Source organism: Agrobacterium sp. YIC 4121, from assembly GCF_002008205.1.
GTDB lineage: Bacteria > Pseudomonadota > Alphaproteobacteria > Rhizobiales > Rhizobiaceae > Agrobacterium > Agrobacterium leguminum.
The window spans coordinates 199,683-224,677 of record NZ_MRDI01000023.1 but is presented as its reverse complement, the minus strand read 5'-3'; the positions used below and the strand labels follow the sequence as shown (position 1 = coordinate 224,677).

The window sequence follows — 24,995 nt, the reverse complement described above, 5'->3', positions numbered from 1 at the left end:
GATCAAGCGGGTTTCGTTCAAGAACAAAGATATCGAGGTCGTCGGCAATATCCACCTGCCGCTGGATTTTGACCAAACCAGTTCATATCCTGCGATTGTCCTTGCGACGCCGGGCAGCAGCGTGAGGAGCAGATCGGAGCGATCTACGCCGAACGGCTCTCCGCATACGGGTTCATAGCGCTGACCTTCGACCCGTCATACCAGGGCGAGAGCGCGGGCGAGCCGCGCGATCTCGAAGACGATGCCGCCTTATGTCGACGAGGCGCGGATAGGGCTTCTCGGGATTTGCGCAGGCGGGCGTCGGGGACCGACCGGTCAGTATGAGGCGGGTAGGCGTCTGTTCGACCATTCTCCGTCGAACGCAAAGCACTTCTTCGAAGTCGAAGGCGCGGGTCACTATGACATGTACTACAAGCCGGAATATGTCGGCCCGGCGGTCGCAAAGCTGGCCGAGTTCTTTTCAGAGCATCTTGCACCATAGGACTCGGCAGGCTCCTAGGACGAGCCGGAGTCGTAGCACTCGATCAGCATCTCGGTCAGCACGCGAACCTTCTTGGCAGGATGCTGTCCAGGTGGCCTGACCACGAAGATGCCGGCGGTTGGAGGCGGATACTTCGGCATCACTTCGACGAGGGCGCCGGAAGCGATATGCTGGTCCGTGAGGCCATTCGGAAGTCTGGCGATGCCAAGCCCTTCCAGAGCGGCGGCAAGCAATGCTACCCCGTTGTCGGCCTTAAAACCGGCCTTGCGGCCGGATGTTGAACACCTGGTCGCCGTCGGTGACCTGCCAGCTCTCCGTTCCCTGCATAAGCGCCTCATGCTTGAGAAGTTCATCCGGCGTTTCTGGCAGACCATTCCGGGCGACGTAGTCGGGACTCGCAACGAACCTTCCGTAGAGAGGTCCGACGCGCCTGGCTATGAGGTTGGAATCCGGCAGATAGCCGATCCGGATGGCGCAGTCGAAACCTTCGGTGATAAGATCGACGAAGCGGTCGGTGTAGCACGAAGTGACCTGGAGGTGCGGGTGTCGGCGCGCCATCTGAGACAGGACAGGGGCGAGGTGGGTCGGCCCAAACGACAGAGGGGCGGCGATCCTGATCCGCCCGCGCAGCTCGCCCGCTGGCAGGATCGTTTCGCGTGCCACGTCGATCTCCGCCGAGATTCTCGCCGCGTAATCGCGAAACGTCGCGCCTTCCTCTGTCAAAGCGATTCCGCGTGTCGTGCGTGCGAGGAGCTGGACGCCCAGTTCCGCCTCCAGGCGCGCGATGCGTCGGCTCACCATGGACTTTGAGACGCCGAGCCGTTGCGCGGCGGGCGTGACACCTCCTGTGTCGGCGACTTCCACGAAGGTCCTGAGATCGTCGATTTCCATTTCGCGTTCCCCTTTCTGCAACACAGCTCGCGTTTCCGAGGGCTACCGCATCAGGGCTGGCGCTGACAAGGTTTTCGTGGATCGACGTCCTACGGACGCGTTCACACTGTCGACGAACCATCAAAAAGGATATTTCATGACCTTTCGTAACGGCCTTGCCTCGCTTCTACGCCCCGAAGACTCCGTGCTCGTCCTTATCGATCATCAGCCGTATCAGCTCGCGAACGTGAACAGCCACGAGCCGACGATGGTGGTCAACAACACGGTTGGCCTTGCCAAGGCGGCCAAGGCCTTCGACGTTCCGACCATCCTCACAACCGTGATCGCGGAGCGCGGCGGCAACCTGTTCCCGCAGATCGCGGACGTCTTTCCCGGCCAGGACATCATCGACAGAACGCTTATCAATACCTGGCAGGATCCGAAGGTTGTCGACGTGGTGAAGGCGACAGGCCGCAAGCAACTGATTATCGCCGGACTCTGGACGGAGGTATGCGTCGCCATGCCGGCGATACAGGCCGCGGGTGAGGGCTGGGATGTAACTGTCATCACGGACGCCTCCGGAGCAGTTTCCGCTGAGGCGCATCAAGTCGCAATCCAGCGCATGATTGCGGCCGGCGTCAACATGATGACCTGGCTCGCGCTCGCGGCCGAATGGCAGCGTGACTGGGCCCGGGCCGAACAGGCTGTAAAGGTCACCGACGTCATCGTCCAGCATTCTGGCGGGAGTGGCATCGCATATCTGTGGGAGCAGCAGTTGCTCAACACTACCGCGCCCAAGGCTGGCGCTGGAGCGTAAGCACGCTTAAAAAGAGGAGCAGGTGCGTCACGCGTCACCGCTCCTCGCTGTGAATGGATGATCATCGGCAAGAAGTGGACAAGGCATGAGCTGAAATCCTGCGATCGAACCAGGATGCCCTGACGAGGTCGGCGTGGCCGCGATCGAAACGTTGATCGTTCCGCGCGCCCGCGATCTTGGCGGTTTTGAAGTCCGACGTGCGTTGCCCGCGCCGAACCGACAGTTGGTCGGCGCGTTCATATTCTTCAACCAGGCCGGTCCCGCCGAGCTTCTGACGGGGCACGGCGTCGACGTCCGGCCACATCCGCAATCGGTCTCCGCACCGTCACCTACCTGAGTTGAACTGAACGGCTGCAGAGAAAGGCGTATGTACTCGGAGCAGATGAGTGCGGCGGCAGGGGTCGTCCCAACAGCCCGTTCGGAATTCAGACGTTGTTTGCTCTGGCACGATCGAAGCAGCCATATGATCAAAGCCGCAGGCCCACGGCCATTAGGTCGATGAACTGTCGAACCCTTGCATCGAGAAGCCTGCGGTCGGGATAGATGGCGCTGATCTCGACAGTCTCCGTTGGTATTTCCGGCAGAATGTGAACGAAACGGCCGGACTGGATATCTTCGCCAACCAGAAAGTTCGGCATCAGGGCAATGCCGAGGTCGCGCCCGACAGCGCTATGCAAGGCTTCCCCGCTATCCAGCCGCAGTCGGCTTCTAATCTGCGCGGAAATCCAATTCCCATCGGCATTCTTGAAGCGCCATTGTTGCCTTGTCCCTCGGCTGCTGAAGGAGAGGCACGGGTGACAGGTCAGTTCATCAAGGCTCCGTGGCTCGCCGTGCAATTCGATATAACGTGCGGATGCAACGATGTGATATCGGTCTCGGGCCAGGACGCGTGATACTAGACGGCTATCGACAGTGGTGCCGCCGAAGCGAATAACTAGATCGAAACCTTCTTCGACGATATCGACCAATCGATCGGTAAAGCTTGCCTCGATTTGCGCCTCTGGCCACCGGGCCAGGAAGCTTTCGATAAACGGCATGATGACGCGCTGACCAAAAGCATGCGGTGCGGACAGACGAAGTACGCCGCGCGGCACGCCAGTCGGACCGGCGACGCTGCCTTCCGCCTGATCCACGGCATTGATGATACGCAGACCATGTGCATGAAACGCGCGACCCTCATCTGTAAGGCTTAAAGCCCTGGTGGTCCGGTTCAGCAACCGCACACCCAGTCTCTCTTCAAGGCGGGATACTGCCTTACCCGCTGCGGACCGGGTCAAACCAGAGATCCTAGCCCCGGCAGCAAAACTCCCAGCCTCCGCCACGGCCATAAACACGGCAATATCGTTGAGGTTCGCCCGTATCATTACAGCTCCATCGACGCGAATTTAGTTGGCGTCAGTGTATCCCACTATTCCCCAATGAGCGATGGAACGCGCTTGTTGGGATCGCTACATTACTCTTACGAAAACTTTGAAAGGAGCCAACCGATGGAAAACGAAAAAACGCTTCGTCTGCTCTTTCCCCAATGGCAGGGTGGAGGTGACCCCTCTTACATGTTCGGTGCGAGACTGCTGGCTTGGCTCGCGCCGGAAACGGATGGCCCCTTCGAAGAAGTGAACGTGGCAGAACCAGACGGAAAACCTTTGCCCGTCGTTGAGGGGATCCTGGCGCGCGACGTTGTCCTTGATCAGATCCGCGACGCACGCAGCCGCATCGATCGTCATCAGCCGGATCGCATTGTTGTACTCGGCGGAGATTGTGGTGTCGATCTTGCGCCCTTCGCCTATTTGAATGAGAGATATGGCGGCGACCTCGCCGTACTCTGGATCGACGCCCATAGTGATCTGTTTTCCAGCAAGGTATTTCCAAATTCCCATGCACATGTGCTCGGGAGCCTGCTCGGCCAGGGTGATCCGGAGTTTTTAAATGCCGTGAAAACACCGATCAAGCCTGGCAAAGCGCTGATCGCGGGATGGCGTAAACTGCCAGACAAGTATTCCGAACTGCAGCAATTCGAGGATGATCTTGCCGAACGCATGCAGGTTCAGCGGGTGGGGCCGGAGGAACTCGCTGCCGACAGCGAGCCCGTCCTGAAATGGCTGCGGGCGACGGGCGCCAGGCACGTCGCAGTGCATTTTGACCTCGACGTCCTCGACGCGACTTTATTCCGTTCTCTGACCTTTTCCAGACCGGGCGCTGTCGCCCCAACGGACGACGACATCCAGGCCGGTCGGATGACGCTGTCGCAAGTCGTGAGACTGCTGACCGACGTGTCACGCGAAGTCGATGTCGTTGGCCTCGGTATCACAGAGCACATGCCGTGGGATGCGATGGCCTTACGAGATGCACTTGCAAAACTACCTTTGATAGGTCGCACCGTCTCGCAGACGGTTTCTTCTCAACTCTGAAGACCAGAGATCATGGTATGCAGCTCATGACAGATACGCTCTCCCGCCGGGGCTTTTTGATAGGCTCACTGGCCGCAACGTCCACACTTGCCAGCTGCGCGACCTCCACGCAGGCCGATGCACGACGTGACGAGTTCGCAGCGCCGGCAGCACTTCCGGCCCAAAGCGGAGCCGATGCCGAGCTTGACGCTCCTTATGCGACATTTGAGGACGGCGGCCATCTGGTAGCTGCCGTCCCATATCGGCAAATCGATCCAAAGTTCTATCGCCAGCGTATTCCAAACCCAACAGGAGAAGCAGCAGGGACGGTCGTCGTCGATACGCCGAGCCGTTTCCTCTATCTGGTCGAGCAAGACGGCACGGCCATACGTTACGGCGTCGGCATTGGGCGGGACGGATTTGCCTGGCAGGGCAGGGGCACGATCCACTGGCGCCAGCATTGGCCAAGATGGAAGCCGCCGGCGGAAATGATAGCCCGTCAGCCGGAACTGGAAAAATATTCGGTTGCCAATTGAGGCATGGACCCCGGCGTGCAGAACCCGCTCGGCGCGAGGGCACTGTATATATTTCAGGACGGGCAGGACACGCTCTATCGTCTTCACGGCAATCCCGAATGGCAGTCCATCGGGAAAGCCGTTTCGTCGGGCTGCGTGCGCCTCTTGAACCACGACATCGTCGATCTTTACGAGCGTGTGCCTTATCATGCACCGATCGTCGTCCATCAAGCGCCGCTGCTAGGTTCCGCTTGATGTTCTGCGATCAACGTCTTGCCTTGTCTTGCCGAAATAGGCGCTGTCGCGCTGTCGGCCGCCATGATGTATCTGACCTTTTGCGCTATGCGGGGAAAATTTCGGAATCGTCTCGCCGTGGCCGAGGCGTAATCGGATCGCAGAATGGTAAAGTACTTGCACGCCGGATCGCCTGCGCGAGCCGGTCATTGGTTTCCTCGACGGTCGGGATCTGTCCATATTTTACCGCTGCCCTGCTAACGGTCTCGTCTATGACGCGCATGGCCGCGGCAACAGCGGCTGCGCACAGGCGAATCTCGAATTCTGTCGGTGACATATCCAGCCTGAAAGCAATCACGCGCGCCATGGCGATCTCCGTCATGCGTGTCGCCATGAAGAATGGCTCCAGCAATGCGGGCTCTTCATCCAGTCGGGCGATGAGGTGAACGACGAGCTTGCCATCCTCGATTTCCTTTGCGTCAATTTTGCTGAAGTCGTACGCGATCTCAAGAAAGCGTTCGACGGACGTATCGAGCGGCCATTTTGCAAGTTTTTCGGCAAAGCGCTGCGACGTCAGTGCAAACAAGGGCTCGATGCAGCTCTCCTTGGTGCGGAAATAACGCCACAGCGTCCGCCTTGAGATGCCGGCCGCCTCGGCGATCTCATCGCCGCTGGTCTCAGCAACGCCTTTCTCGAGGAACAAACGCGCGGCGCACCGCGCCACGTTGATATGCGCGTCCTCCGCAACCGTCCTGCTCATCGCTTCCTCCCAGTCGTCAGATCTCATCCTTATATGGCAACGCGTGCCACAAGAGAAGCAGCTCCGCGGACGTGGTCAGAAGGTTTCGAGCTTTTGTCAGTCTTGATAATGACACTAAGTGTCATTATACGGTTTACTACCGGTGAGGCTTATGCAATTTATCGAGAGGGGACGACCGTTGAGGAAATATATCGCCATCGCGGTTTCGCTGTTCATGCACATCAACAGCGTACCCGCTCAGACCTTGGAGAGCGACTTGTCAGAGATCCAATATCCAAAAACCGAACGTGTCGACGTAGCGGAGGAGCATTTCGGCGTGACCGTTGCCGATCCCTTTCGCTGGTTGGAAGACACACAGGGCAAGGCGGCGACCGTCGGCGCATGGGTCGAAGCCCAGAACAAGGTCGCGCGGCGGTATCTTGACGCGCTTCCAGGCCGCGATATTCTGGAACAGCGGATGAAGGCCCTGTTCGAATACGAGCGCTACACGGATCCCCGTAAGCGTGGCGACAAGTGCTTCTTCACGGTCAACAAGGGTCTTGAGAACCAGCCCGCCTTGTATGTGCGTGACGGTGCTTTTGGACAGGCTCGTCTGCTGATCGACCCCAATGCCTGGTCTGACGACAATGGCGATGCGATAGGCGAGTGGAGCGTCTCCGACGACGGTCGTCATGTTGCTTTCAGCGTGCAGAAGGGCGGCACGGACTGGCGGACAATCCGGGTGCTCGACGTCGAGAGTGGCAACGAGCTTCAGGATGTAGTCGAATGGGCGCGCTTCTCGAATATCAGCTGGGCTCCGGACAGCTCAGGCTTCTTTTATTCGCGCATGCCGGAACCAGCTCGAAGTGCATCCGGCGCGGCTATTTTTAATCACGCAGTCTATTTTCATAGGCTGGGCACACCTCAGGCTGAGGATCGGCTGATCTATTCCACACCCGATCAACCGGGCCTGTTACATGTCGCCAACCGCACTGAAGGCGGCCGCTACCTTGCCATTTCATCGACGCCGGGCACGAACGAAAACGCCCTCACGATTATCGATCTAGCCGCCGGAGATTGGAGACCCAGGACGATCGTGCCGCACATGGAGGCCGAATGGTCCGTCATCGGCAATGACGGCAGCAGGCTGATCCTTCTCACCACCGATGGCGCCGAACGCCGGCGCGTGGTGACGCTCGATACGGCCGAAGCCGATCCTCGTCCCAAGGAAATCGTCGGCGAGGATCCAGATAGAGCCGTTGTCAACGATGCGGCGGTGATGGGCAACAGGCTCTTCATTGTCTATCTCGTCGATGCCAAGACCGAAATCCGCCGCTTTGGTTTGAGTGGTACGTCCGAGGGGATCGTTCCGTTGCCTGGTATCGGAACGGCTGGCGGGTTTCAGGGCCGTCCGGGCGATACGGAAGCTTTCTTCGGCTTTACGGCGTTCGATGCGCCGACCACGGTCTATCAGTACGACACGGAGACCAACGCGGTGAAGCCTTGGGTGGAGCCGAAGGCTTCCGTCAAACCGGACGACATCACTGTCGAGCAACGCTTCTACCGCTCGAAGGACTGGACGGAGGTGCCGATCTTTATCGTGCGCCGCAAGGACGTCACGGTCGCTGCTCCGACATTGCTGTATGGCTACGGCGGCTTCGGAATCCCTCAGGTTCCATATTACAACCCGATCCACCTCGCTTGGGTGGAGCAGGGCGGGGTGTTGGCAATCGCCGGCATCCGCGGTGGTGGAGAGTACGGGCGAGCCTGGCATCGCGCCGGACAGCTCGCGAATAAGCAGAATTCCTTCGACGACTTCATTGCGGCCGGGGAGTTCCTTAAAAAGAGCGGCATCACCTCATCGGATGGTCTCGCGATCCAGGGCGAATCCAACGGAGGCCTTCTCGTCGGAGCGGTGACAAACCAGCGGCCCGATCTGTTCGACGTAGCTTTGCCTGGCGTCGGTGTCATGGACATGCTCCGCTTCGATAAGTTCACGGCGGGCGGTTTCTGGATCAGCGAATTCGGCGACCCCTCACAAGAGCAGCCTTTCCGCAATCTTCTGAGCTACTCGCCCTACCATACGATCAAGCAGGGCGAAGACTATCCGGCAATCCTTGCGACCACGGTTGACGCCGACGATCGCGTCGTGCCGGCCCACACTTACAAGTACGTGGCTGCGCTGCAGGCCGCCGAGCTCGGATGGAAACCGCGACTGGTCCGGATCGAAACGCGCGCCGGACATGGCGCAGGCATGCCGCTCGACAAGGTCATCGTCCAGCATGCCGACATGTGGGCTTTCGCCGCCCGCTGGACGGGCCTGAAAATCAGCCCGGTGAAACAAACACCTTCAATTGGAGAATGATGAAAATGACCATGCTTAATTCGACAACCAGATCTTTGACATCCGTCTACGTCGGTGGCCTGATGTTGCTGGTAATGACAGGCTGCTCAGTGGCCGACGACGATCGCTACAGCGACAGCCGTCGCTGCACCAATTATCGCGATTACAGCGACTGCATGTCGACGCAGCGGCACTATCGCGACCGCGAGCAGCTCATCAATCAAGAAAAGGCGCTGATCAACGCGGCGCAAGCCAGGGAGAACCTGCGCATGCTCCGGGAAATCAGACGTCGGCGCGGCGAGCAGTGACGTGCACGATCGTCGAACAGGGTAGGGCGGTCCGGCTGCAAGACCGGGCGGGTCCTCTCAGTGAGGGAGGTCGTCTTTTTTTCATCTGTCGCGAGCCTCGGCCCAGTGCGGATAGGTCACAAAGGCCGTCGTTGCACCCTCGCCCTCTGTCGTGATGGTGACGGATTGGCCCTTAGGCATGTAAACGATGTCGCCGGGTCCCGCGGTGACCGTTCCGTCGTTGGTGGATACGGACAATCGGCCCTCAAGGATGATCATGGTGTCGTCGACGGCCATCGTTTCGGTCAGCGACTGGCCGGGTGCGTACCGCCCATAGCCGATCGAGACCGGGCCACCGTTTCTCTCGTCCACCAGGTTTCCGACATAAATGTCGGCATCCTGCCCCGGCGATTTGACGAGTTCCGCGTCCGAAATGCTGAACTTTTGGACCTTCATCTACTTCCTCCCGTGTTTCCACCTGAGATAGTGCAATATCCAGTGACGCCAACCATGTTGCCAAGGAGAAAGATATGACTGAGAAGACCTGCTCCGCGCCCACGCCTGAACAGCGGAGGTACCTTGAGATCCGCAGTGCGGCGGAACGTTCGATGTTAGACAAAGTCTTCAAGGCGATCGACGTCGCGGCTGCCGAGGTAGCAGACGGTTTCAAGGAGGCCGGTCTGGAATTCGAGCCGACCAGCAGGGAGTACTTCATGTTCACGGTTCAGCAGGTGACGTTCGTTCGCCTATGCGGCGGCGACCCGGATACGCTGAAGGGTGGCAATCCAGAACTCGGTCAGCGGATTGTCAACAATGGCCAGCATATCATCGACAGTTATTGGCGAGACACTGCAGGTTCTAAGTAAACCGACGCGCGATGTCGTTACATCGCTCTCCCCTTGAGCAGGACCGGACGGTCGCTGGCTCGGTATTTTAGAAACGCGACAAGCGCTCACAGCGCCGCCGATTGATGACGGAGGCTTGGGAAATAGATGTACAGCGCTTCCATCGGGGAGGACCATGAAGGCAGAACGCGCGAAAGGACGATCCTGTTCTGGTTGCCAGCGGCCCGACCGTCTTGTCGCGTTCAACGCCTAAGGACGCACTATCCGTCATCGAGCGGTATGGCATGGAACTGCCAGGAAACGTCATCCGAAATCTTCAGGAGGATGCCGGCGTCGATCCCGACCACCCATGTTTCCGCGTTAACGAGATCAAGGTTGTCGCTTCCGCACAGGCCTCGATGGAGGCCGCGGCGGCACTCGCGCGGCATCGTGGCGTCCCGGCTGTCGTCTTGAGCGATGCAATCGAGGGTGAAGCGCGCGAGATCGCAAAAGTTCATGCACGCTTCGCGGCAAAGGAAAATGCGGACGAAACACTGAGTTCCTTCTTTCGCTCGCGATCGAGATTGCCGCACATGCAGACATCGAGGCGCTTGCGGCGGACACGGATGGAATCGACGGCTCCGAAGACAATGCCGGGGCTTTTGTGGCCGGGTTCACGGTGAGTAGGCTTCTAGCCGCAGGGCTCGATCCCCAGCACCTGCTCGCCTCGAACGACGCCTGGACCGGGTTCGATGCCACGAACGATCTGTTCGTAACCGGCCCGACCGGAGCCAACGTAAACGATTTCCGCGCGATCCTCATCGGGTAAAAGATGCAAGCAAGCACACGCGACCTCGATGAATATACTTGCCTTAACGACTTCGAGAAAGCGGCCAAGCGTCACCTGCCAGGACCGCTGTTCGGGTAGTAGCAGGAGCCAGCGAGACGAGGGCATCGCTGCGTCACAACAGCGAAGATCTCGCCAAGTATGCCTTACTCAGATTTCTCATGGCGCCTGAACTGGCACCGAAGCCTGAGGTCCGTTGCTAGGTAATTCCGCAGGTTTCGCTTTTCTTCCAATTAAATGGTCGCAGGTTCACATCGGTTCAAGAGCTTAAAAGGCTGGCAGCCACGCGGCGCAAGAAAGGGATTGCGAGATTAAAATGAAAGCGTTATATGTAGATACGTTCCTACATGGAGGCGACTATGGCTACGACTAACTTGACCAGCCGCGAACTGAATCACGATGTTGGCAGAGCGAAAAAAGCTGCTGAGGCAGGGCCTGTCGTCATCACCGATCGAGGCAGACCTTCGCATGTGTTGATGACGTACCGTGAGTTTGAGCGTCTGACAGGTAAGCGTCACAATCTTGTCGATGCGCTTTCAATGCCAGGATTGTCGAATATCGATTTCGATCTGTCTCGGTCGGTCATTGCAACTCGCGAAGTTGATCTCTCTTGAAATACTTGCTCGACACAAACGTTGTCTCCGAGCTCCGTAAAGTGGGTGACGGTAAGGCTGATCTGAACGTGACGACTTGGTTAGGTGCCAAGGATTCTCGTGATCTGTATATTTCTGCCATAACAATTTTAGAGCTTGAGCGCGGGATACTCAGCATCCAGCGCCGTGACATCGAGCAGGGCTCTCGCTTACGAACCTGGATGGATAGCCGAGTTCGACCGGAGTTCGCTGAGCGCATGATCTCTATCGATGAAGCAATTGCGACGCGATGTGCTCACTTGCATATTCCGGATCGCCGCAATGAAGCAGATGCACTCATTGCTGCGACAGCGATCGTGCATGGACTAGTGGTTGTCACACGCAACATTCATGATTTCCAAGGTACAGGCGTTGTTCTCGTAGACCCATGGCGTGCCTAAAGACCGGCATGCGGGGCGCCTTGAAATTGTTTCTGCGAGCTCGGCAGGAACCTCATTGAGTTTTCGAAATGCAGAGGTCGGCCGTTCAGATTATATCAAGGCGAAATGGCTTCGAGAAACAAGCTCGATACCTCAAAAGATATGTATTTTAACCTGTTGCTGGAGATGAAGGTCATAACGTAATATGCCCAAGGGTAGCGATGTTGCGTACTTCCGGCAGCAAAGGATTGCGGTTGTGGGGACTCCAAATGGCGTGAAGCTCTGCAACACATTCTTCTCGCAAATCCAAGGATCGAAAGATCACATCATCGAAGCAGGCGTTTTGGGTGCCGGCCGGAACTAGCGCCAGGCCGATGCCGGCGCTGACCAGTGAGAGGATGGCCTGAGAATGGGTCATGCTTTGAACGACGCGGGGGGCAATACCGTTCTGCTCCATCAGTCTGGTCAGCTTGTCGTGCAGATAGCGTGCAGGCGGGGAAAACATGATGAAGGGCTCACCATTGAGCGCATCCAGCGCAGGTCGGCGTTTTGCGGCAAGCGGATGCGCGCGAGGGATGGCGAGCATCATGGGTTCGCGCGCAACGCACAGGCTTTCCAGATGATGATTGCCGGTAAGCGGGCGGGAAAGTCCGAGATCGATATCGCCGGCATTGATCGCTTGAAGCTGCTCGGCCGTTTCCATCTGCACCAGTTCGAGTTCGACCTGAGGTACGGCAGTACGCGCCCGACTGATGAACCTCGGCAGGAAACTATAGGTGCTGGCGCCGACAAAGGCGATTTTCACTGCCCCCGCACTCCCGCGTGCTGCCCTTCTTGTCGCGGTTACCGCTGCATCCCCCTGTTCAAGCAGTTTCCGGGCCTCCGCCAGAAACGCTACCCCTGCCGGCGTCAGGACGACGCTGCGGCTGGTTCTCTCGAAGAGTGTGACGTCGAGTTCCTGCTCCAGCAGCTTGATCTGCCGGCTGAGTGGAGGCTGGGTCATATTCAAACGCCGGGCCGCGCGGCTGAAATTCAGCTCGGCGGCGATGGCGACAAATGAACGGACCTGTCCCAAATCAAGCATCTATTCAATCCTGGTATCAATATCCAACAGAAAACAACTTGGACTTAAATTGATTGCCGCGATATCAGTCAAGACGAGGGCCGCTCGGCGGGTGAAAATCAGAGAGGCGAAGATGGATACGCAGCCAGCAAAAACCGGCCACCGGCAACAGGCCCTCGGCGCAGACAGCATTGCCTGGATAAAGCTTTCCTCGATCTTCCTGCCGCTGAAGGCGCCGATAAGCGATGCAAAGGTTTTGACCGGCAGGCAGAGGCCTTTGACCGAAGTCGCTTTTCTCTTTGCGGAAATAGAGACGAAGCACGGCCATAGCGGCATTGGGTTCAGCTATTCCAAGCGTGCCGGTGGTCCGGGTCAATATGAACACGCCAAGGAGATCGCGAGCGTCCTTATCGGCGAAGACCCGAACGACATTGGCAAGCTGTGGAACAAGCTTTGCTGGGCCGGAGCGTCGGTCGGTCGCAGCGGGCTTGCCGTCCAGGCGATAGCAGCCTTCGATGTGGCCTTGTGGGACCTCAAGGCGAAACGTGCAGGCCTGCCGCTTGCCAAGTTGCTCGGCGCCCACCGCGATTCCGTGCAATGCTATAACACATCAGGTGGCTTCCTGTCGTCGCCGATTGAGGAAGTTCTCGATAATGTCGAGCGCTCGATTGCTGCGGGCATAGGTGGGATCAAGATCAAGGTCGGTCAGCCCGATATGGCTGTCGATCTCAAACGCGTCGCGGCGGTGCATGAGCGCCTCGGCGGCAGGGTGGCGATGATGGTTGATGCGAACCAGCAGTGGGATCGCCCCACCGCTATGCGTTTCGGCCGTCTCATGGAGCCCTATAATCTGACATGGATCGAAGAGCCGCTCGATGCCTATGATGTCGAAGGCCATGCGGCGCTCGCCGCAACGCTCGATACACCGATCGCAACCGGCGAAATGCTGGCGAGCGTTCTGGAGCATATCTCGTTGATTGAGAATAAATCCGTCGATTTCATCCAGCCCGATGCGCCGCGCGTTGGAGGCATCACGCAATTCCTGAAAATCTGCGCGCTGGCAGAGTCCAGGAAGCTGCAGCTTGCGCCCCATTTCGCCATGGAAATCCACCTCCATCTGGCGGCCGCCTACGAGCTTGAGCCTTGGGTGGAGCATTTCGACTGGCTCGATCCGCTTTTCAACGAGCGGCTGGAGATCAGGGATGGCCGCATGCTGGTGCCAAGCCGGCCAGGTCTTGGCATTACGCTTTCGGAACAGGCCGATCACTGGACGCGGGCCACGGCGGAATTTGGCAAGCGGCCGTAAGCGCGCTGCGTCAGGCGGTGCCGCGGGCAACGATGTGGAAATCGACATTGATCATGGCCTCCACATTCCCGTCGCCTTCTATCTTTCTGAGAATGGAGCGCGCTGCCTTGGTGCCGATGTCACGGCGATCGATACGGATCGTTGTCAATGGCGGGTGTGTGTAGGGAGCAAAGTCAAAATCGCCGAAACCGATAACGGCAAGCTGATCGGGTATGCTGCAGCCGCGTGCGTTTGCTTCCGCCAGGGCGCCGTGGGCGACGACGTCCGATGAACAGAATATGCCTAGCGTGCCCTGCCCACTGTCCAGAAGCTGCGCCATCGCCAATCTGCCGTCCCGAAAGGTAGAGGGTGAATTCATTTCCAGCGCTGGTAACTCGACATCCGCGACCCCTCTGAGGCGACCGACGAAACCGTCGCGGCGCTGAACGGCGCGGGGATCGTTGGCACCGATCTGGGCATAGCGGTCGTAGCCCTTGACCAGCAGATGCTCGGCCGCCAGAGCGCCAACCGCCGCATGCGAGAAGCCGACCGCAGTGTCGAGCGGTGAGGGGGTGGAATCCCATATCTCGACAATCGGCAAGCCCGCGCCTGTCAACATGGCGCGTGTCCCTTTAAGATGCGTGATGCCGGTGAGGACGATGCCATCGGGACGGCGTGCCAAAATCGCGCGTGTCAGTTCCAGCTCGCGGGCATTGTCATAACCGGAAAGGCCAAGCAGCAGTTGATAGCCGGCGGCGACGAGTTCAGCGTTAAGCCCCTCGATAGTCTCGGCAAAGATCGTGCTGGAAACGGTTGGGACGATCGCAGCGATCAGCCGGGTGCGCCGGGAAGCAAGGCCGCCAGCCAACAGATTAGGCACGTAACCCGTTTTTGCGATCACCCGCTCAATCACCTCCAGCGTGCGGGGCTTGACCAGAGCGGGAGTATTGATCGCCCGGGAAACCGTGACCGGCGAAACGCCCGCGAGCTTTGCAATGTCGGCGAGCGTGACCGGCCCGCCTGGTGCGATATAACTTCTTTTCTCGTAGTCGGTCATTTCTCGTTCCCCTCAAAATGATTTACGCTTTCATTTTGAGCATAATCAAGATGCGCGTCTAAAGTATTGTAGTGATTCAAGTCAATATGTTGAAACATAATGATTAAAAAAACACCGTCTGCTGTTGCGGAAGAAATTTTTGGGGCTAAAATGAAAGCGCTTCCATTTCTTCGGGAGGAGGGTTTCGAAGGGTGGTGAACAGTGCTGGCAGGAAGCCAGAAAGTGGAGGAATTACTATGAACCTCAAGCGTTTCATGACGTTTGCGGCTGTCACAGCCGCAATATCCGCAACCGGTCTCCAGTCCAGTTTTGCCGAAGACTATCCGTCCAAGACGGTGACCGTCATTGTTCCTTTTGCCGCAGGCGGCAATACGGATACATTCGGCCGCCTTGTGGCTGAAGAATTGGACAAGAGGCTGGGACAACGTTTCATCGTTGAAAACAAGCCCGGTGCCGGCGGCAATATCGGCCTTGGCGACCTAGCGCGGTCAAAGCCTGATGGCTATACGATCGGTATGGGAACGGTCAGTTCCAACGCGATCAATCAGACGCTCTACAAGACCTTGCCTTATGACAAGGAAAAGGGATTTGCGCCGATTTCGCTGATTGCAAGCCTGCCGAACGTGCTGGTTGTCAATCCGGATAAGATAAAGGCGAATTCCGTCAAGGAGTTGATCGCCTTCCTGAAGGCGGAGCCGGGCAAGCACACCTACGCCTCTTCCGGCGTTGGCACGTCCATCCATCTTGCGGGCGAGCTTCTGGCCACCAAGGCCGATCTCAAGATCACGCATGTGCCTTACAAAGGCAGCAGCCAGGCCATTCTCGACGTTGTTGGTGGCCATGTGGACATGATGTTCGATAATATTCCGACCGCTGCCCAGCAGGTGAAGGCCGGTAAGGTCAAGGCGCTAGCCGTCACCAGCCTGGAAAAAGCCAGCCTGCTGCCCGACGTGCCAACCATGGCAAGCGTCATTCCCGGTTTCGAGGCGACCTCGTGGCATGGTTTGTTTGCGCCTCCCGGCACCCCGCCGAAAATTGTCGAAAAGCTCAGCAAGGAAGTCCAGGAGATCATTGCGGATCCGGCGATAAAAGCGAAACTCGAAGCAATGGGTGTGACGCCGGTCGGCAATACGTCGGCCGAATTCCAGGCGTTCATCGACAAGGAAACGACGAAGTGGGCCGAGGTCATCAAGGCCGCGAACGTCCCGCCGCAGTGATGCAGGCTGCCGGCCGGTATGATTTCCTTCGATGTCATTCCGGCCGGCTCATTTCCACAGCGAGTATAGTGCCATGCTGAAGATAAAAAACGGTCGCGACTTCGCCGGCGGCGTGACGATGATTTTTGCCGGCCTGTTATTCATCTGGTTCGGTCGCAATCTGGAGATCGGGAACTCGTTCCAGATGGGCCCTGGTTATTTCCCGACCATGCTGAGCCTGATCTTGATGACGCTTGGCGCGTTGATCCTCATCCAGTCGCTGATGGTTGGCGTTGAAGAGGGTGAGACCGAAACCTGGAACTGGAAAGCTTATTTTCTGGTGATCCTCGCTCCCGTCGGCTTCGGTCTGCTGCTGGCAGGGCTTGGCCTTGCGCCCACGATGTTCCTGCTCATCGTTGGGGCCTCGGCTGCCAGTGGTTATGCCAACTGGCGTCACTCCATCCTGCTGGGCGTTTTCCTGGCGGGGTGCTCGGCCCTGCTTTTCACCAAGCTCTTGGCGCTCCCTCTTCGTGCCTTCGGACCGTGGATCCCCTTTATCGGTGACTTTTTCTAGGGCGTGCCAGTCAGCCCCGAAACCGGATTGTATTACTTATGGACATCATTTCTAACCTTTGGCTCGGCGCATCGACCGCTTTCCTGCCGATGAACCTGCTCTACGGCTTCATCGGTTGTCTTCTGGGAACTGCGATCGGGGTGTTGCCGGGGCTTGGACCAACGGCCACGATCGCGATGCTCCTCCCGATCACCTTCGGCTTGCCGCCGGAATCCGCCCTCATCATGCTGGCCGGCATCTTTTATGGCGCGCAATATGGCGGCTCGACAACGGCCATTCTCATCAATCTGCCGGGGGAAAGCTCTTCCGTCGTCACCGTGATTGACGGTTACCAGATGGCCCGTAACGGCCGTGCCGGTACGGCTCTCGCAACCGCGGCCCTCGGCTCCTTCTTTGCCGGCACGGTGGCGACCATCCTGCTTGCGCTTGCCGCGCCGCCGCTTGCCGCGGTCGCGCTCAATTTCGGACCGGCCGAATATTTCTCGCTGATGGTTCTCGGTCTTGTCGCCTCCGTTGCGCTGGCCAGCGGCTCTCTGCTGAAGGCCTTCGCCATGATCCTCTTCGGCCTGCTGCTTGGCACAGTTGGCACAGATGTTGAAAGCGGCACGCCACGCTATGTCTTCGATATTCCAGAACTCTATGATGGATTGAATTTCGTTGCCGTCAGCATGGGCATATTCGGTATTTGTGAAATCCTGCGCAATCTGGAAAACGAGCAGGAGCGTTCGGTTGGCGTCAAGCGTGTGACGGGACTGATGCTGACGAAAGACGATTTCCGGCGAATTTGTGCGCCCGTTTTGCGTGGCACCGCACTTGGGTCCTTCCTCGGTGTTCTGCCGGGCGGTGGGGCTATGCTGGCCTCCTTCGCCGCCTATGCTGTGGAAAAACGGGTTTCTCCCAACCGGGTCGAGTTCGGCAAGGGTGCGATCGAAGGGGTTGCTGCCCCTGAAGCCGCCAACAATGCCGGCGCGCAAACATCGTTCATTCCCATGCTCACCCTCGGCATTCCCGGAAACCCGGTCATGGCGTTGATGGTCGGTGCGATGATAATCCAGGGCATCACGCCCGGCCCGAATGTGATCTCCGAGGAGCCGAGCCTGTTCTGGGGCATGATCGTCTCCATGTGGTCGGGTAATCTCATGCTCGTCATTCTGAACCTGCCGCTGATCGGGCTTTGGGTCCGGATGCTGACCGTGCCTTACCACCTTTTATTTCCGGCGATCATTGGCTTCTGCTGCATCGGCGCTTACAGCATCAACAACAGCGTTTTTGATGTCTTCGTCATGGCAGGTTTCAGCATTGTCGGTTTTGCATTGAGCAAGATGCGTTTCGAACCGGCGCCTTTGCTGCTCGGCTTCATTTTGGGGCCGATGCTGGAGGAAAATCTGCGCCGTGCGATGCTGATCAGCCAGGGCGATCCGACGATCTTTCTGCGCAGCCCGCTTAGCCTGTCGCTGTTGATCTTTGCGGTTGCGGTGCTGGCGCTGGTACTGTCGCCGAGCATCAGCCGCAAACGGGAGGAAGCGTTCACCGAACAGTGAGATTATAACAATCCCATCAGGTCGCTCGGCGACTATCTTGCTGCGGACGATCCGAAGCCGCGTGGCGACGGCCATGAAGGTTGTCCTGTGTGGGGGTATCGATGTATCTGGGGGCGGATACTCATTTGAACCTGCAGGCACATGGAAACATCGCTTTATCTGCCCATCAAAGGCTTTCTTGAAAAGGCGGGTTACACCGTCAAGGGCGAAGTTGGCGGTTGCGACCTTGTCGGTTTGAGCGATGGCGATCCGCCGGTTGTCGTGATTTGCGAGCTGAAACTGAGTTTCAATCTGGAACTCATTTTGCAGGCCGTTGATCGCGCGGCTATCGCCGATGAAGTCTGGATCGCGGCTCGGGTCTCGGCCAGGGGTAAAGGCCGCGAGGCCGACAGGCGTTACCGCGACCTTTGCCGCAGGCTCGGGATCGGCATGCTCGGTATCGCCGATACCGGCGAGGTCAGCATGATCGTTGGTTCGATATCGCCGATGCCGCGAACCAATCCGAAACGGCGGTCGCGGCTCATGCGTGAACACCGGAAACGACGCGGCGATCCCACAGCAGGCGGAAGCACCCGCGCGCCGATCATGACCGCGTATCGCCAGCAGGCGCTTGGCTGCGCTTTGGCGCTGTCGTCAGGGCCGATGCGTGTGCGTCAGGTCAGGTCCAGCATTCCGGATGCAGGGAAGATCCTGCTTGCGAATGTTTATGGCTGGTTTGAGCGGCTCGATCGAGGAGTGTATGGCCTGACGCCGGCCGGATGTGAAGCCTTGCAGCGATGGCCGCAGCAGGACTGCATTTGAGGCCGCGGTTTCACACCACTCCATTCAGATCTTCGGCGTCGGCTTGCGTCCCCGACTCACCTTTTGGGGGTGCTCTTTCCGCATTTGTTCCACCAGGCCGTCAATGCTTCCATGGCAGGACCAAGCCCTCTGGCCTTAAGCGGCCATCGGTTCGATGTCTTCTTCATTCAAATGTTCGACGGTCCACTTCATGATCAGTGGTAGGGGGACCACCGCCACGCCGCTTCTTACTGAAAAGGCGAAGCTGATTTACCAGAGAGGCGCTTGGCTGGCCGGAAAGGCGCAGAATAGCAGCGTTGCTATCATCTTTTTTGTGACAGTTGAGGCAAGCCGGAATATTCGTGCCGAATCTCCGTGGCTTGTTCGGCTCATCTACAACGATTGTGGAATAGCAGGGGCGTCAGTTTGAGTCTTTTCAGAATCCGGACCGGCTGCACAACAGACAAAGCGATGGCGCCTCGCCGGCATAAGTCAACCAGCTACCTTTCGGAATGATTAGATGACGATCACCAGCATCTGAGAGATTGCGAAATTGCGCTCACGGTCAATCAGAACGGGTGGCCCCTTGAAAGCGACCGGCTGCTTTTCCACCCCGAAATCCATAATGCCTTCAACCGCATCGACATCGTGTTCATCCCAGGAACTCCCACAATGGGCCAGAGTTCCGCGAATGAAGAGACCTCGAAACGGAACTGGCCAATAATAAAGGTCGAAGTCGCTTATGTTGTACTCCATTGGTCATGCAAACCACTAACGGGGCTGGTTATTGCTGGTCCCCAAAATGCATTGAGAGCAACATGGAGCTCAACTGAGCGCTGACCCTTTGTAAGCTGGGGGCCGTGTGATCTCGTTCTCTGCGTCGATTCCGCACCGCTATCGACCGAACTGCTCGGGAATGGTACGCTTAAGACTTACCGGGCCTAGGACACGGCATGTGGATCAATAGGGGCATGATCAACGCTGACAGCCTTCCTCCGGAGTGATGCCTCCGGACGTGTACGGTAGCCCCGCTATATCTCTGCCCATTAGGCGCCGCGGCACGTTCTTGATTTGCGCAACTTTCTGGGGACCCGCATGCTCATTCTTTTCACAATTCTCATAGGATTCGTTGCCGGTCTACGCGCCATGACCGCTCCCGCCGTAGTTGCCTGGAGTGCCTATCTCGGATGGTTCGATATTTCACAAAGCAGTCTCTCCTTCATGGGGTCGATCTGGGCCGTGGCGATTTTTACCGTGCTTGCCATCATCGAACTCATCACCGACCAGCTTCCCAGCACGCCTTCACGCAAAGTGCCCATGCAGTTCGGAGCACGTATCGCGGCGGGCGCTCTCAGCGGTGCGACGATCGCCGCAACTGAGGGCATGGTGGTTGTTGGGCTCCTCGCGGGTGTCGTCGGCGCTGTGATCGGAACATTTGGCGGTGCGGCTGGTCGCGGCTATCTCGCCAACCGGTTCGGCCGTGATCTCCCCGCCGCCCTCATCGAAGATGCGGTCGCCATTGCACTTGCACTGCTCGCCGCGACGGCCGTGTCATGAGGGAGTACGACGCGATCTTCATTGGAGCAGGACAGGCCGGACCGTTCCTCGCCGCCCGCATGGCCGCGATGGGCCGCAAGGTAGTCCTGATCGAACGGAAGTTTCTTGGCGGAACCTGCGTAAATGCCGGATGCATGCCGACAAAGGCCCTGGTCGCCAGTGCCAAGACCGCCGAGGTCGCCCGGCGTGCATCGGAATTCGGCGTCAAGATTGATGGCGAGCCCATCGTGGACATGTCGGCCGTGGCAGCCCGCGCCAGGAAGGTGACCCTAGACGCGAGAAGCGGTCTGGCGGCTTGGTTCGACAGTCTCGAGACGATGGATGTGGTCTATGGCCACGCCAAATTCGTCGCCGCGAAGGCGGTATCCGTGGAAGGGAAGCGCTACACCGCCCCGCAGATTTTCATCAATGTGGGCGCGCGGCCGCATATCCCCGATGTTCCGGGCCTCGCCGACGTGCCTTATCTCACGAGCACGTCGATGATCGCGCTTGAGGAATTGCCGAAGCATCTGGTCATTCTCGGTGGCAGTTATATTGGATTGGAATTCGCCCAGATGTATCGGCGCTTCGGCGCGGAGGTCACTGTCATCGAGCGCGGGCAGCACCTGGCGGCTCGGGAGGACACGGATATCTCGCAAGCCATCGCGGATGTACTGACAAAGGATGGCATCCAGATTCTTCGGGGCCACAATCTGCTATCCATTGCCAGAGACGGCGCAGACGTGGTCGTGCGGACTGATCAGGGCGAAGTTCGTGGCAGCCATGTCCTGGTCGCCGTCGGACGTCAGCCGAATACCGACGATCTCGGGCTCGATCTCGCAGGCGTCGAGACCGATCGGCGCGGCTTCATCACCGTCGATGAGCGTCTGCAGACGACTGCCGACGGTGTCTGGGCACTTGGCGACTGCAATGGGCGAGGGGCCTTCACCCACACATCCTACAATGATTTCGAGATCGCGGCGGCGAACCTCCTCGACGGCGGCGACCGCAAGGTGACCGACCGCATCCTCGGCTATGGCCTCTACATCGATCCACCGCTCGGGCGTGTTGGCATGACAGAGCGCCAGGCGAAAGAGGCCGGCCACCGGATCAAGGTCTCGACCCGTCCCATGAGCCGCGTCGGCCGCGCCGTCGAGAAGGGCGAGACGCTCGGCCTCCTCAAACTCGTGGCCGATGCCGACACCGACCAGGTACTCGGTGCCGCCTTTCTCGGGGTGGGGGGTGACGAGGCGGTCTATGGCGTTCTCGATGCCATGAACATGGAAGCCACGACCGAAAAACTTAGATGGGCCGTACCGATCCATCCGACCGTCGGCGAACTGGTGCCGACGTTGATCGGCGACCTCAGGGAACCTGACGCTTAGCCAGGACCGAACAACATTGAAGCAGTCTGCCAATCTCATTGTTAGGGAAACAGTCCCACCCACTGCAGACCCAGTTCGTGGGGCGGAAATCTTGATTGTGGGTCGTACCTGTTTGGGCGGCAGCCATTTACAATGGGCCCAGAGAATTGGCAGGCTGCTTACTGCCTCTAAAGCAACCGTGACGTTAAACCAAGCTCTTGCTTAGCCTGCCGATCTCGTGCTGAGGGAGTTTGTAATAACAGCGTCGGTGGTTTTGATCCCATCAAGGCGAAGACGCTCGCAAGGCATCTTGCTCGAGCTAACTGTGGTTCATTCGCAACGACGGCTTTGCGCCTTCGAAGCAGTCGTTGTTCGTTATCCACGGATAAAGCTGCTTTGCCCCTTCATTCCGGACGTAAGCATAGCAATTACACGGTCCCTAAAGCAGTCTTTTCGCTTATCAGGCCTTCAACGATGTTAAGGGATGGGAAATTGACTGGCAGGTTTCGGACGACGGCGGCGGGAAAGCTGCATCCCACCGAGCCAGCGAGCTTTGGGCGGCAGTGCACTTTACATCGCCACTCCTTCATTCCTGCCGCTCCTCAGGAGTGAGCATCGCGTGTATCGATGGAGGGTCAAATTAGCCCTCGTTCTTTGATATTAACGGTTTTACAGAACGGCAAATATCTGTGCGGGTTGGCTTCAAAGCTATCCCGCCCCCAAATGACCTTAATTGAAGGATTGCTAAACAGACGAGCGGGCCTCATCATCATGACCTCGGCAGCAATTACACCGGGCGCTGCCGCCGGGGGCTTTAATGCCGCGCCCGCAATCTGAAAGGAGGACACCATGTCTTCCAGCGTCCACGCCGTCGATTTCGATCCCGGCAGCAATCGAATTCTCAACCAGATGCTTCATAAGGCCGGATATGTAACGGCGAGGATGAAACCGCTGTCAGGAGCGCTTTCAAGTCAATCGCGCACTGTGTTGCTCCGGTTCATGTCCGGAGTTATACGCCAGCGAGACGGTGGTTTTCCGTCGGGACCGGAGTCCATTTCTGCTTTCGGACGACCGTGATTCCATAGGTGAACCTAGTGTCGGGTTACGCTCCCAGCTCCGTTTCCGCAGTCTAGGCTGTGAAACGGCCTCGGAAATTACAACTAAATGCTGAGAATATTGGCGAGAAAAAAACTAAAAGTTGACAATCGCATATGAGCGACCTATATGTTGATTGTCGATATTTGCTTGCTTAGCTTTGGTTATCGCGCGTCTGGCACCGTGCCCTGAACGAGCCTTTTCTCTCAAAAATCGCTATCGCATCTGCAGCGCCGCAGGCGTTGTGGTCCTCTTATTGCTATGAAAGGGTTCATCATGACCACTGGCACAGTTAAATGGTTCAATTCCACGAAGGGCTTTGGCTTCATCCAGCCTGACAATGGCGGCACCGACGCGTTCGTGCATATCTCGGCCGTCGAGCGCGCCGGAATGCGCGAACTCATTGAAGGTCAGAAGATCGGCTACGACCTTGAGCGCGATAACAAGTCGGGCAAGATGTCGGCTTGCAACCTCCAGGCCGCTTAATCATCCCGGTATCCGCTCTCCGTTGACCACGGATGTACTGGCACTGGCGAGAGCATGATACCAGCAAGGTCAGGCAGATTGCCTGACCTTTTTTTGTTGCCACGGCGGCGTTCAATCTGGAAAAGCCATGTCACAGACACACAGCAAATCCCGGCAGAAGGCGGAGATTGCCTTCGCCAATACTCAATCGCAATTCTTCGCGCGTAACAGCGCCGTCGAGGAACTCGATTCCCTCGTTCTGGCCCGCGAGGAAAAGACGAGGCGGCTTCGTGAAGCGCGACTTGCGAAAGAATTGAAGGACCGTGAGGCGACGACCGCCTCTCTTCTCACGAAACGACGGGCCAAGACGGTCTGATCTGCCCAGGAAGAGTGGGGCGCGGACGGATAAAACATGACGAGGCCGCCCGCAAGGCCGAGCACGATCGGCGGTACGCCAATCGCAAGGCAAGGCGGTTATAGCAAATGGCTTGATCACGTGAGATCATCAATCAGGCTCTGTCCGCAGTTTCTTTCAAACCGTTGCACTCCGCAACCGAAGGGGATACCTATGGCAGACAGTATCGGCGAACTTCAGGCACTCAACACGGCATGGCAGATCGCAATCCAGGAAATCCTGCGGATGGTGATCCGAGACATGTATCATGCGGCCGGAGAGGAAGTCTTTCTGGCGAACATCAAGCGGATCGAAGAGGCCGCCGTCGAAAGCATTTATGCAGACCTGCGGCTACGCGGGACGAATGAATGGACGGAAGCGCTTGTCAAGGATAATGCGAGTAACTTTGTAACCATGCTGCTGACATCGTTCACATATGATCGAATCTAGTGGAAGATCGGGCCGTGAGCCGCATCGCTGCTGTTTCGTATGAGCATTTTGATAAGTTCGGCTTTGCGCGCGGCAAGTCGCTGGCGAGCGTCTGCTTTCAGGAACTATATGGGAGGCTCACAGCCCTAATGTCCGAACGGACGCCTATGGCGGCAAGATGGAAAACCGCGCGCGTCTGATACTCGAGGTCACTGCCACGGTGGCGCAGGAAATCGGCGGCGAGCGCACGGGTGTGCCGGATTTCGCCAGTTTCGCCTACAAATAGCATTTCCTGTAGCGGTCCCCAGACGCAATACAAGTATATCATCGATCGACTTGATGTTCTCGGCATCACCTGCATTCACGTCGTTGAAGGCGCGACGGGCCGCCCGCGCGAGGTCGCACCCTTCGAATACGGATCGCTCCGCCGCCGCTTCAGCAGGACATATATCGCCAATAATGGCTGTGACCTCGACCTTGCAACGCCGCATCTGGTCGATGGCAAGGCAGATCTGATCGCCTTCGGACGCCCGTTCGTCGCCAATCCGAATCTCGTCGAACGACTGCAAAGCCACCCAGGCTGAGATCGGGTCACGCTGTATGGCGGCGGCGCTGCGGGTTATATCGATTATCCCGCTTCATCGGGACTTCCGGCCGTGAGTCATCAGGGGGCGTACTTCGGGGGGGCTCCTGCGATATCGATCATCATCAATCTCCGATAATTCCCAAGGCTGCGTAGCCGGATGCCGCGCCATATCAAAAAATCTCTGGCCACCGTCGCCTCAAAGGACACCTGTCCGCACCCATGATCCGTAGCACAGAGTGAAAACAGAGAGCATCAAGTTTTATGATGGGGTTG

22 protein-coding genes and 9 pseudogenes are annotated in these 24,995 nt (G+C 58.0%); 23 read left to right on the top strand and 8 right to left on the bottom strand.

Annotated features, from left to right (window positions below):
- The first annotated feature begins 1 nt into the window (after window position 1).
- Window positions 2-481: pseudogene (locus BTE54_RS25515) on the top strand (alpha/beta hydrolase).
- 14 nt (window positions 482-495) lie between these two features.
- Here BTE54_RS25515 and BTE54_RS20695 read toward each other — a convergent pair.
- Window positions 496-1,372: pseudogene (locus tag BTE54_RS20695) on the bottom strand (LysR family transcriptional regulator).
- Between the two features lie 136 nt (window positions 1,373-1,508).
- Here BTE54_RS20695 and BTE54_RS20690 point away from each other — a divergent pair.
- Both BTE54_RS20690 and BTE54_RS20685 read left to right on the top strand, forming a co-directional pair.
- On the top strand, window positions 1,509-2,168 hold the full coding sequence (locus BTE54_RS20690; RefSeq protein WP_078053814.1) for a hydrolase: 660 nt from the start codon (window positions 1,509-1,511) through the stop codon (window positions 2,166-2,168).
- A 103-nt stretch (window positions 2,169-2,271) separates the two neighbouring features.
- Window positions 2,272-2,504, top strand: a pseudogene (locus tag BTE54_RS20685) (pirin family protein); the annotation flags it as partial.
- A 131-nt stretch (window positions 2,505-2,635) separates the two neighbouring features.
- Here BTE54_RS20685 and BTE54_RS20680 read toward each other — a convergent pair.
- Window positions 2,636-3,532: a LysR family transcriptional regulator gene (locus BTE54_RS20680; RefSeq protein WP_078053813.1), complete on the bottom strand. Its 897-nt coding sequence runs from the start codon at window positions 3,530-3,532 to the stop codon at window positions 2,636-2,638.
- A gap of 123 nt (window positions 3,533-3,655) precedes the next feature.
- Here BTE54_RS20680 and BTE54_RS20675 point away from each other — a divergent pair, with 123 nt between their 5' ends.
- Window positions 3,656-4,576, top strand: coding sequence for an arginase family protein (locus BTE54_RS20675; RefSeq protein ID WP_078053812.1), 921 nt, complete (start codon window positions 3,656-3,658; stop codon window positions 4,574-4,576).
- Between the two features lie 17 nt (window positions 4,577-4,593).
- A pseudogene (locus BTE54_RS20670) lies at window positions 4,594-5,325 on the top strand (L,D-transpeptidase).
- A gap of 85 nt (window positions 5,326-5,410) precedes the next feature.
- On the opposite strand, the gene BTE54_RS25370 reads toward BTE54_RS20670, so the two are convergent.
- Complete coding sequence (locus BTE54_RS25370; protein WP_158080276.1) at window positions 5,411-6,064, bottom strand: TetR family transcriptional regulator; 654 nt, start codon at window positions 6,062-6,064, stop codon at window positions 5,411-5,413.
- Between the two features lie 151 nt (window positions 6,065-6,215).
- Here BTE54_RS25370 and BTE54_RS20655 point away from each other — a divergent pair, with 151 nt between their 5' ends.
- Both BTE54_RS20655 and BTE54_RS20650 read left to right on the top strand, forming a co-directional pair.
- Complete coding sequence (locus BTE54_RS20655) at window positions 6,216-8,408, top strand: prolyl oligopeptidase family serine peptidase (RefSeq protein WP_078053811.1); 2,193 nt, start codon at window positions 6,216-6,218, stop codon at window positions 8,406-8,408.
- Window positions 8,409-8,413: 5 nt separating this feature from the next.
- Entirely contained in the window at window positions 8,414-8,695 is a 282-nt protein-coding gene (locus BTE54_RS20650; RefSeq protein ID WP_143240754.1) for a hypothetical protein, read from the top strand.
- Between the two features lie 81 nt (window positions 8,696-8,776).
- On the opposite strand, the gene BTE54_RS20645 is transcribed toward BTE54_RS20650, so the two are convergent.
- On the bottom strand, window positions 8,777-9,130 hold the full coding sequence (locus BTE54_RS20645; protein WP_078053809.1) for a cupin domain-containing protein: 354 nt from the start codon (window positions 9,128-9,130) through the stop codon (window positions 8,777-8,779).
- A 74-nt stretch (window positions 9,131-9,204) separates the two neighbouring features.
- Between BTE54_RS20645 and BTE54_RS20640 the strand changes: the two genes are divergently transcribed.
- The 5 genes and pseudogenes from BTE54_RS20640 to BTE54_RS20615 all read left to right on the top strand — a co-directional run bounded on the left by BTE54_RS20640 (window position 9,205) and on the right by BTE54_RS20615 (window position 11,378).
- Window positions 9,205-9,540, top strand: coding sequence for a hypothetical protein (locus tag BTE54_RS20640; protein WP_078053808.1), 336 nt, complete (start codon window positions 9,205-9,207; stop codon window positions 9,538-9,540).
- 176 nt (window positions 9,541-9,716) lie between these two features.
- Window positions 9,717-10,327, top strand: a pseudogene (locus BTE54_RS20630) (MOFRL family protein); the annotation flags it as partial.
- A 3-nt stretch (window positions 10,328-10,330) separates the two neighbouring features.
- Window positions 10,331-10,473: pseudogene (locus tag BTE54_RS25510) on the top strand (dehydrogenase); the annotation flags it as partial.
- A 231-nt stretch (window positions 10,474-10,704) separates the two neighbouring features.
- A complete protein-coding gene (locus BTE54_RS20620) occupies window positions 10,705-10,959 on the top strand; it encodes a type II toxin-antitoxin system Phd/YefM family antitoxin (protein WP_078053837.1) in 255 nt (84 codons plus the stop codon).
- Complete coding sequence (locus BTE54_RS20615) at window positions 10,956-11,378, top strand: type II toxin-antitoxin system VapC family toxin (protein WP_078053807.1); 423 nt, start codon at window positions 10,956-10,958, stop codon at window positions 11,376-11,378. Before BTE54_RS20620 ends, BTE54_RS20615 begins: the two co-directional genes overlap by 4 nt.
- A gap of 172 nt (window positions 11,379-11,550) precedes the next feature.
- Here BTE54_RS20615 and BTE54_RS20610 read toward each other — a convergent pair whose 3' ends face one another.
- The gene (locus BTE54_RS20610; protein WP_078053806.1) at window positions 11,551-12,441 is read right to left on the bottom strand and encodes a LysR family transcriptional regulator; all 891 of its coding nucleotides are present in this window, start codon (window positions 12,439-12,441) and stop codon (window positions 11,551-11,553) included.
- A 112-nt stretch (window positions 12,442-12,553) separates the two neighbouring features.
- On the opposite strand from BTE54_RS20610, the gene BTE54_RS20605 reads away from it, so the two are divergent.
- Window positions 12,554-13,726 (top strand): mandelate racemase/muconate lactonizing enzyme family protein, encoded by a 1,173-nt coding sequence (locus BTE54_RS20605; protein WP_078053805.1) that lies wholly within the window; start codon window positions 12,554-12,556, stop codon window positions 13,724-13,726.
- Window positions 13,727-13,736: 10 nt separating this feature from the next.
- Here the strand turns inward: BTE54_RS20605 and BTE54_RS20600 are convergent, their stop codons facing one another.
- The gene (locus BTE54_RS20600; RefSeq protein WP_078053804.1) at window positions 13,737-14,762 is read right to left on the bottom strand and encodes a LacI family DNA-binding transcriptional regulator; all 1,026 of its coding nucleotides are present in this window, start codon (window positions 14,760-14,762) and stop codon (window positions 13,737-13,739) included.
- Window positions 14,763-14,998: 236 nt separating this feature from the next.
- Between BTE54_RS20600 and BTE54_RS20595 the strand changes: the two genes are divergently transcribed.
- The 4 genes from BTE54_RS20595 (at window position 14,999) to BTE54_RS20580 (ending at window position 18,874) form a co-directional block, all read left to right on the top strand.
- Complete coding sequence (locus BTE54_RS20595) at window positions 14,999-15,979, top strand: tripartite tricarboxylate transporter substrate binding protein (RefSeq protein WP_078053803.1); 981 nt, start codon at window positions 14,999-15,001, stop codon at window positions 15,977-15,979.
- 73 nt (window positions 15,980-16,052) lie between these two features.
- On the top strand, window positions 16,053-16,532 hold the full coding sequence (locus tag BTE54_RS20590) for a tripartite tricarboxylate transporter TctB family protein (RefSeq protein WP_078053802.1): 480 nt from the start codon (window positions 16,053-16,055) through the stop codon (window positions 16,530-16,532).
- 38 nt (window positions 16,533-16,570) lie between these two features.
- Window positions 16,571-18,073 (top strand): tripartite tricarboxylate transporter permease, encoded by a 1,503-nt coding sequence (locus BTE54_RS20585; protein ID WP_078053801.1) that lies wholly within the window; start codon window positions 16,571-16,573, stop codon window positions 18,071-18,073.
- A gap of 141 nt (window positions 18,074-18,214) precedes the next feature.
- On the top strand, window positions 18,215-18,874 hold the full coding sequence (locus tag BTE54_RS20580) for a DUF2161 domain-containing phosphodiesterase (protein WP_078053800.1): 660 nt from the start codon (window positions 18,215-18,217) through the stop codon (window positions 18,872-18,874).
- A gap of 56 nt (window positions 18,875-18,930) precedes the next feature.
- Here the strand turns inward: BTE54_RS20580 and BTE54_RS25505 are convergent.
- Window positions 18,931-19,011 (bottom strand): annotated as a pseudogene (locus BTE54_RS25505) (transcriptional regulator); the annotation flags it as partial.
- Window positions 19,012-19,387: 376 nt separating this feature from the next.
- Window positions 19,388-19,597, bottom strand: a pseudogene (locus BTE54_RS20570) (glutathione S-transferase N-terminal domain-containing protein); the annotation flags it as partial.
- 351 nt (window positions 19,598-19,948) lie between these two features.
- Here BTE54_RS20570 and BTE54_RS20565 point away from each other — a divergent pair.
- The 6 genes and pseudogenes from BTE54_RS20565 to BTE54_RS20530 form a co-directional block, all read left to right on the top strand.
- A complete protein-coding gene (locus BTE54_RS20565) occupies window positions 19,949-20,410 on the top strand; it encodes a DUF4126 family protein (protein ID WP_078053798.1) in 462 nt (153 codons plus the stop codon).
- Window positions 20,407-21,774: an FAD-containing oxidoreductase gene (locus tag BTE54_RS20560; protein ID WP_078053797.1), complete on the top strand. Its 1,368-nt coding sequence runs from the start codon at window positions 20,407-20,409 to the stop codon at window positions 21,772-21,774. The genes BTE54_RS20565 and BTE54_RS20560 overlap by 4 nt, the downstream gene beginning before the upstream one ends.
- A gap of 1,350 nt (window positions 21,775-23,124) precedes the next feature.
- The gene (locus BTE54_RS20545) at window positions 23,125-23,334 is read left to right on the top strand and encodes a cold-shock protein (RefSeq protein WP_003519970.1); all 210 of its coding nucleotides are present in this window, start codon (window positions 23,125-23,127) and stop codon (window positions 23,332-23,334) included.
- A gap of 127 nt (window positions 23,335-23,461) precedes the next feature.
- Window positions 23,462-23,689 carry a hypothetical protein gene (locus tag BTE54_RS20540; RefSeq protein ID WP_034499643.1) on the top strand — a complete coding sequence of 76 codons (228 nt, stop codon included), beginning with the start codon at window positions 23,462-23,464 and terminating at the stop codon, window positions 23,687-23,689.
- Window positions 23,690-23,881: 192 nt separating this feature from the next.
- A complete protein-coding gene (locus BTE54_RS20535; RefSeq protein ID WP_078053796.1) occupies window positions 23,882-24,157 on the top strand; it encodes a hypothetical protein in 276 nt (91 codons plus the stop codon).
- A 127-nt stretch (window positions 24,158-24,284) separates the two neighbouring features.
- Window positions 24,285-24,717 (top strand): annotated as a pseudogene (locus BTE54_RS20530) (oxidoreductase); the annotation flags it as partial.
- Window positions 24,718-24,995 lie beyond the last annotated feature (278 nt).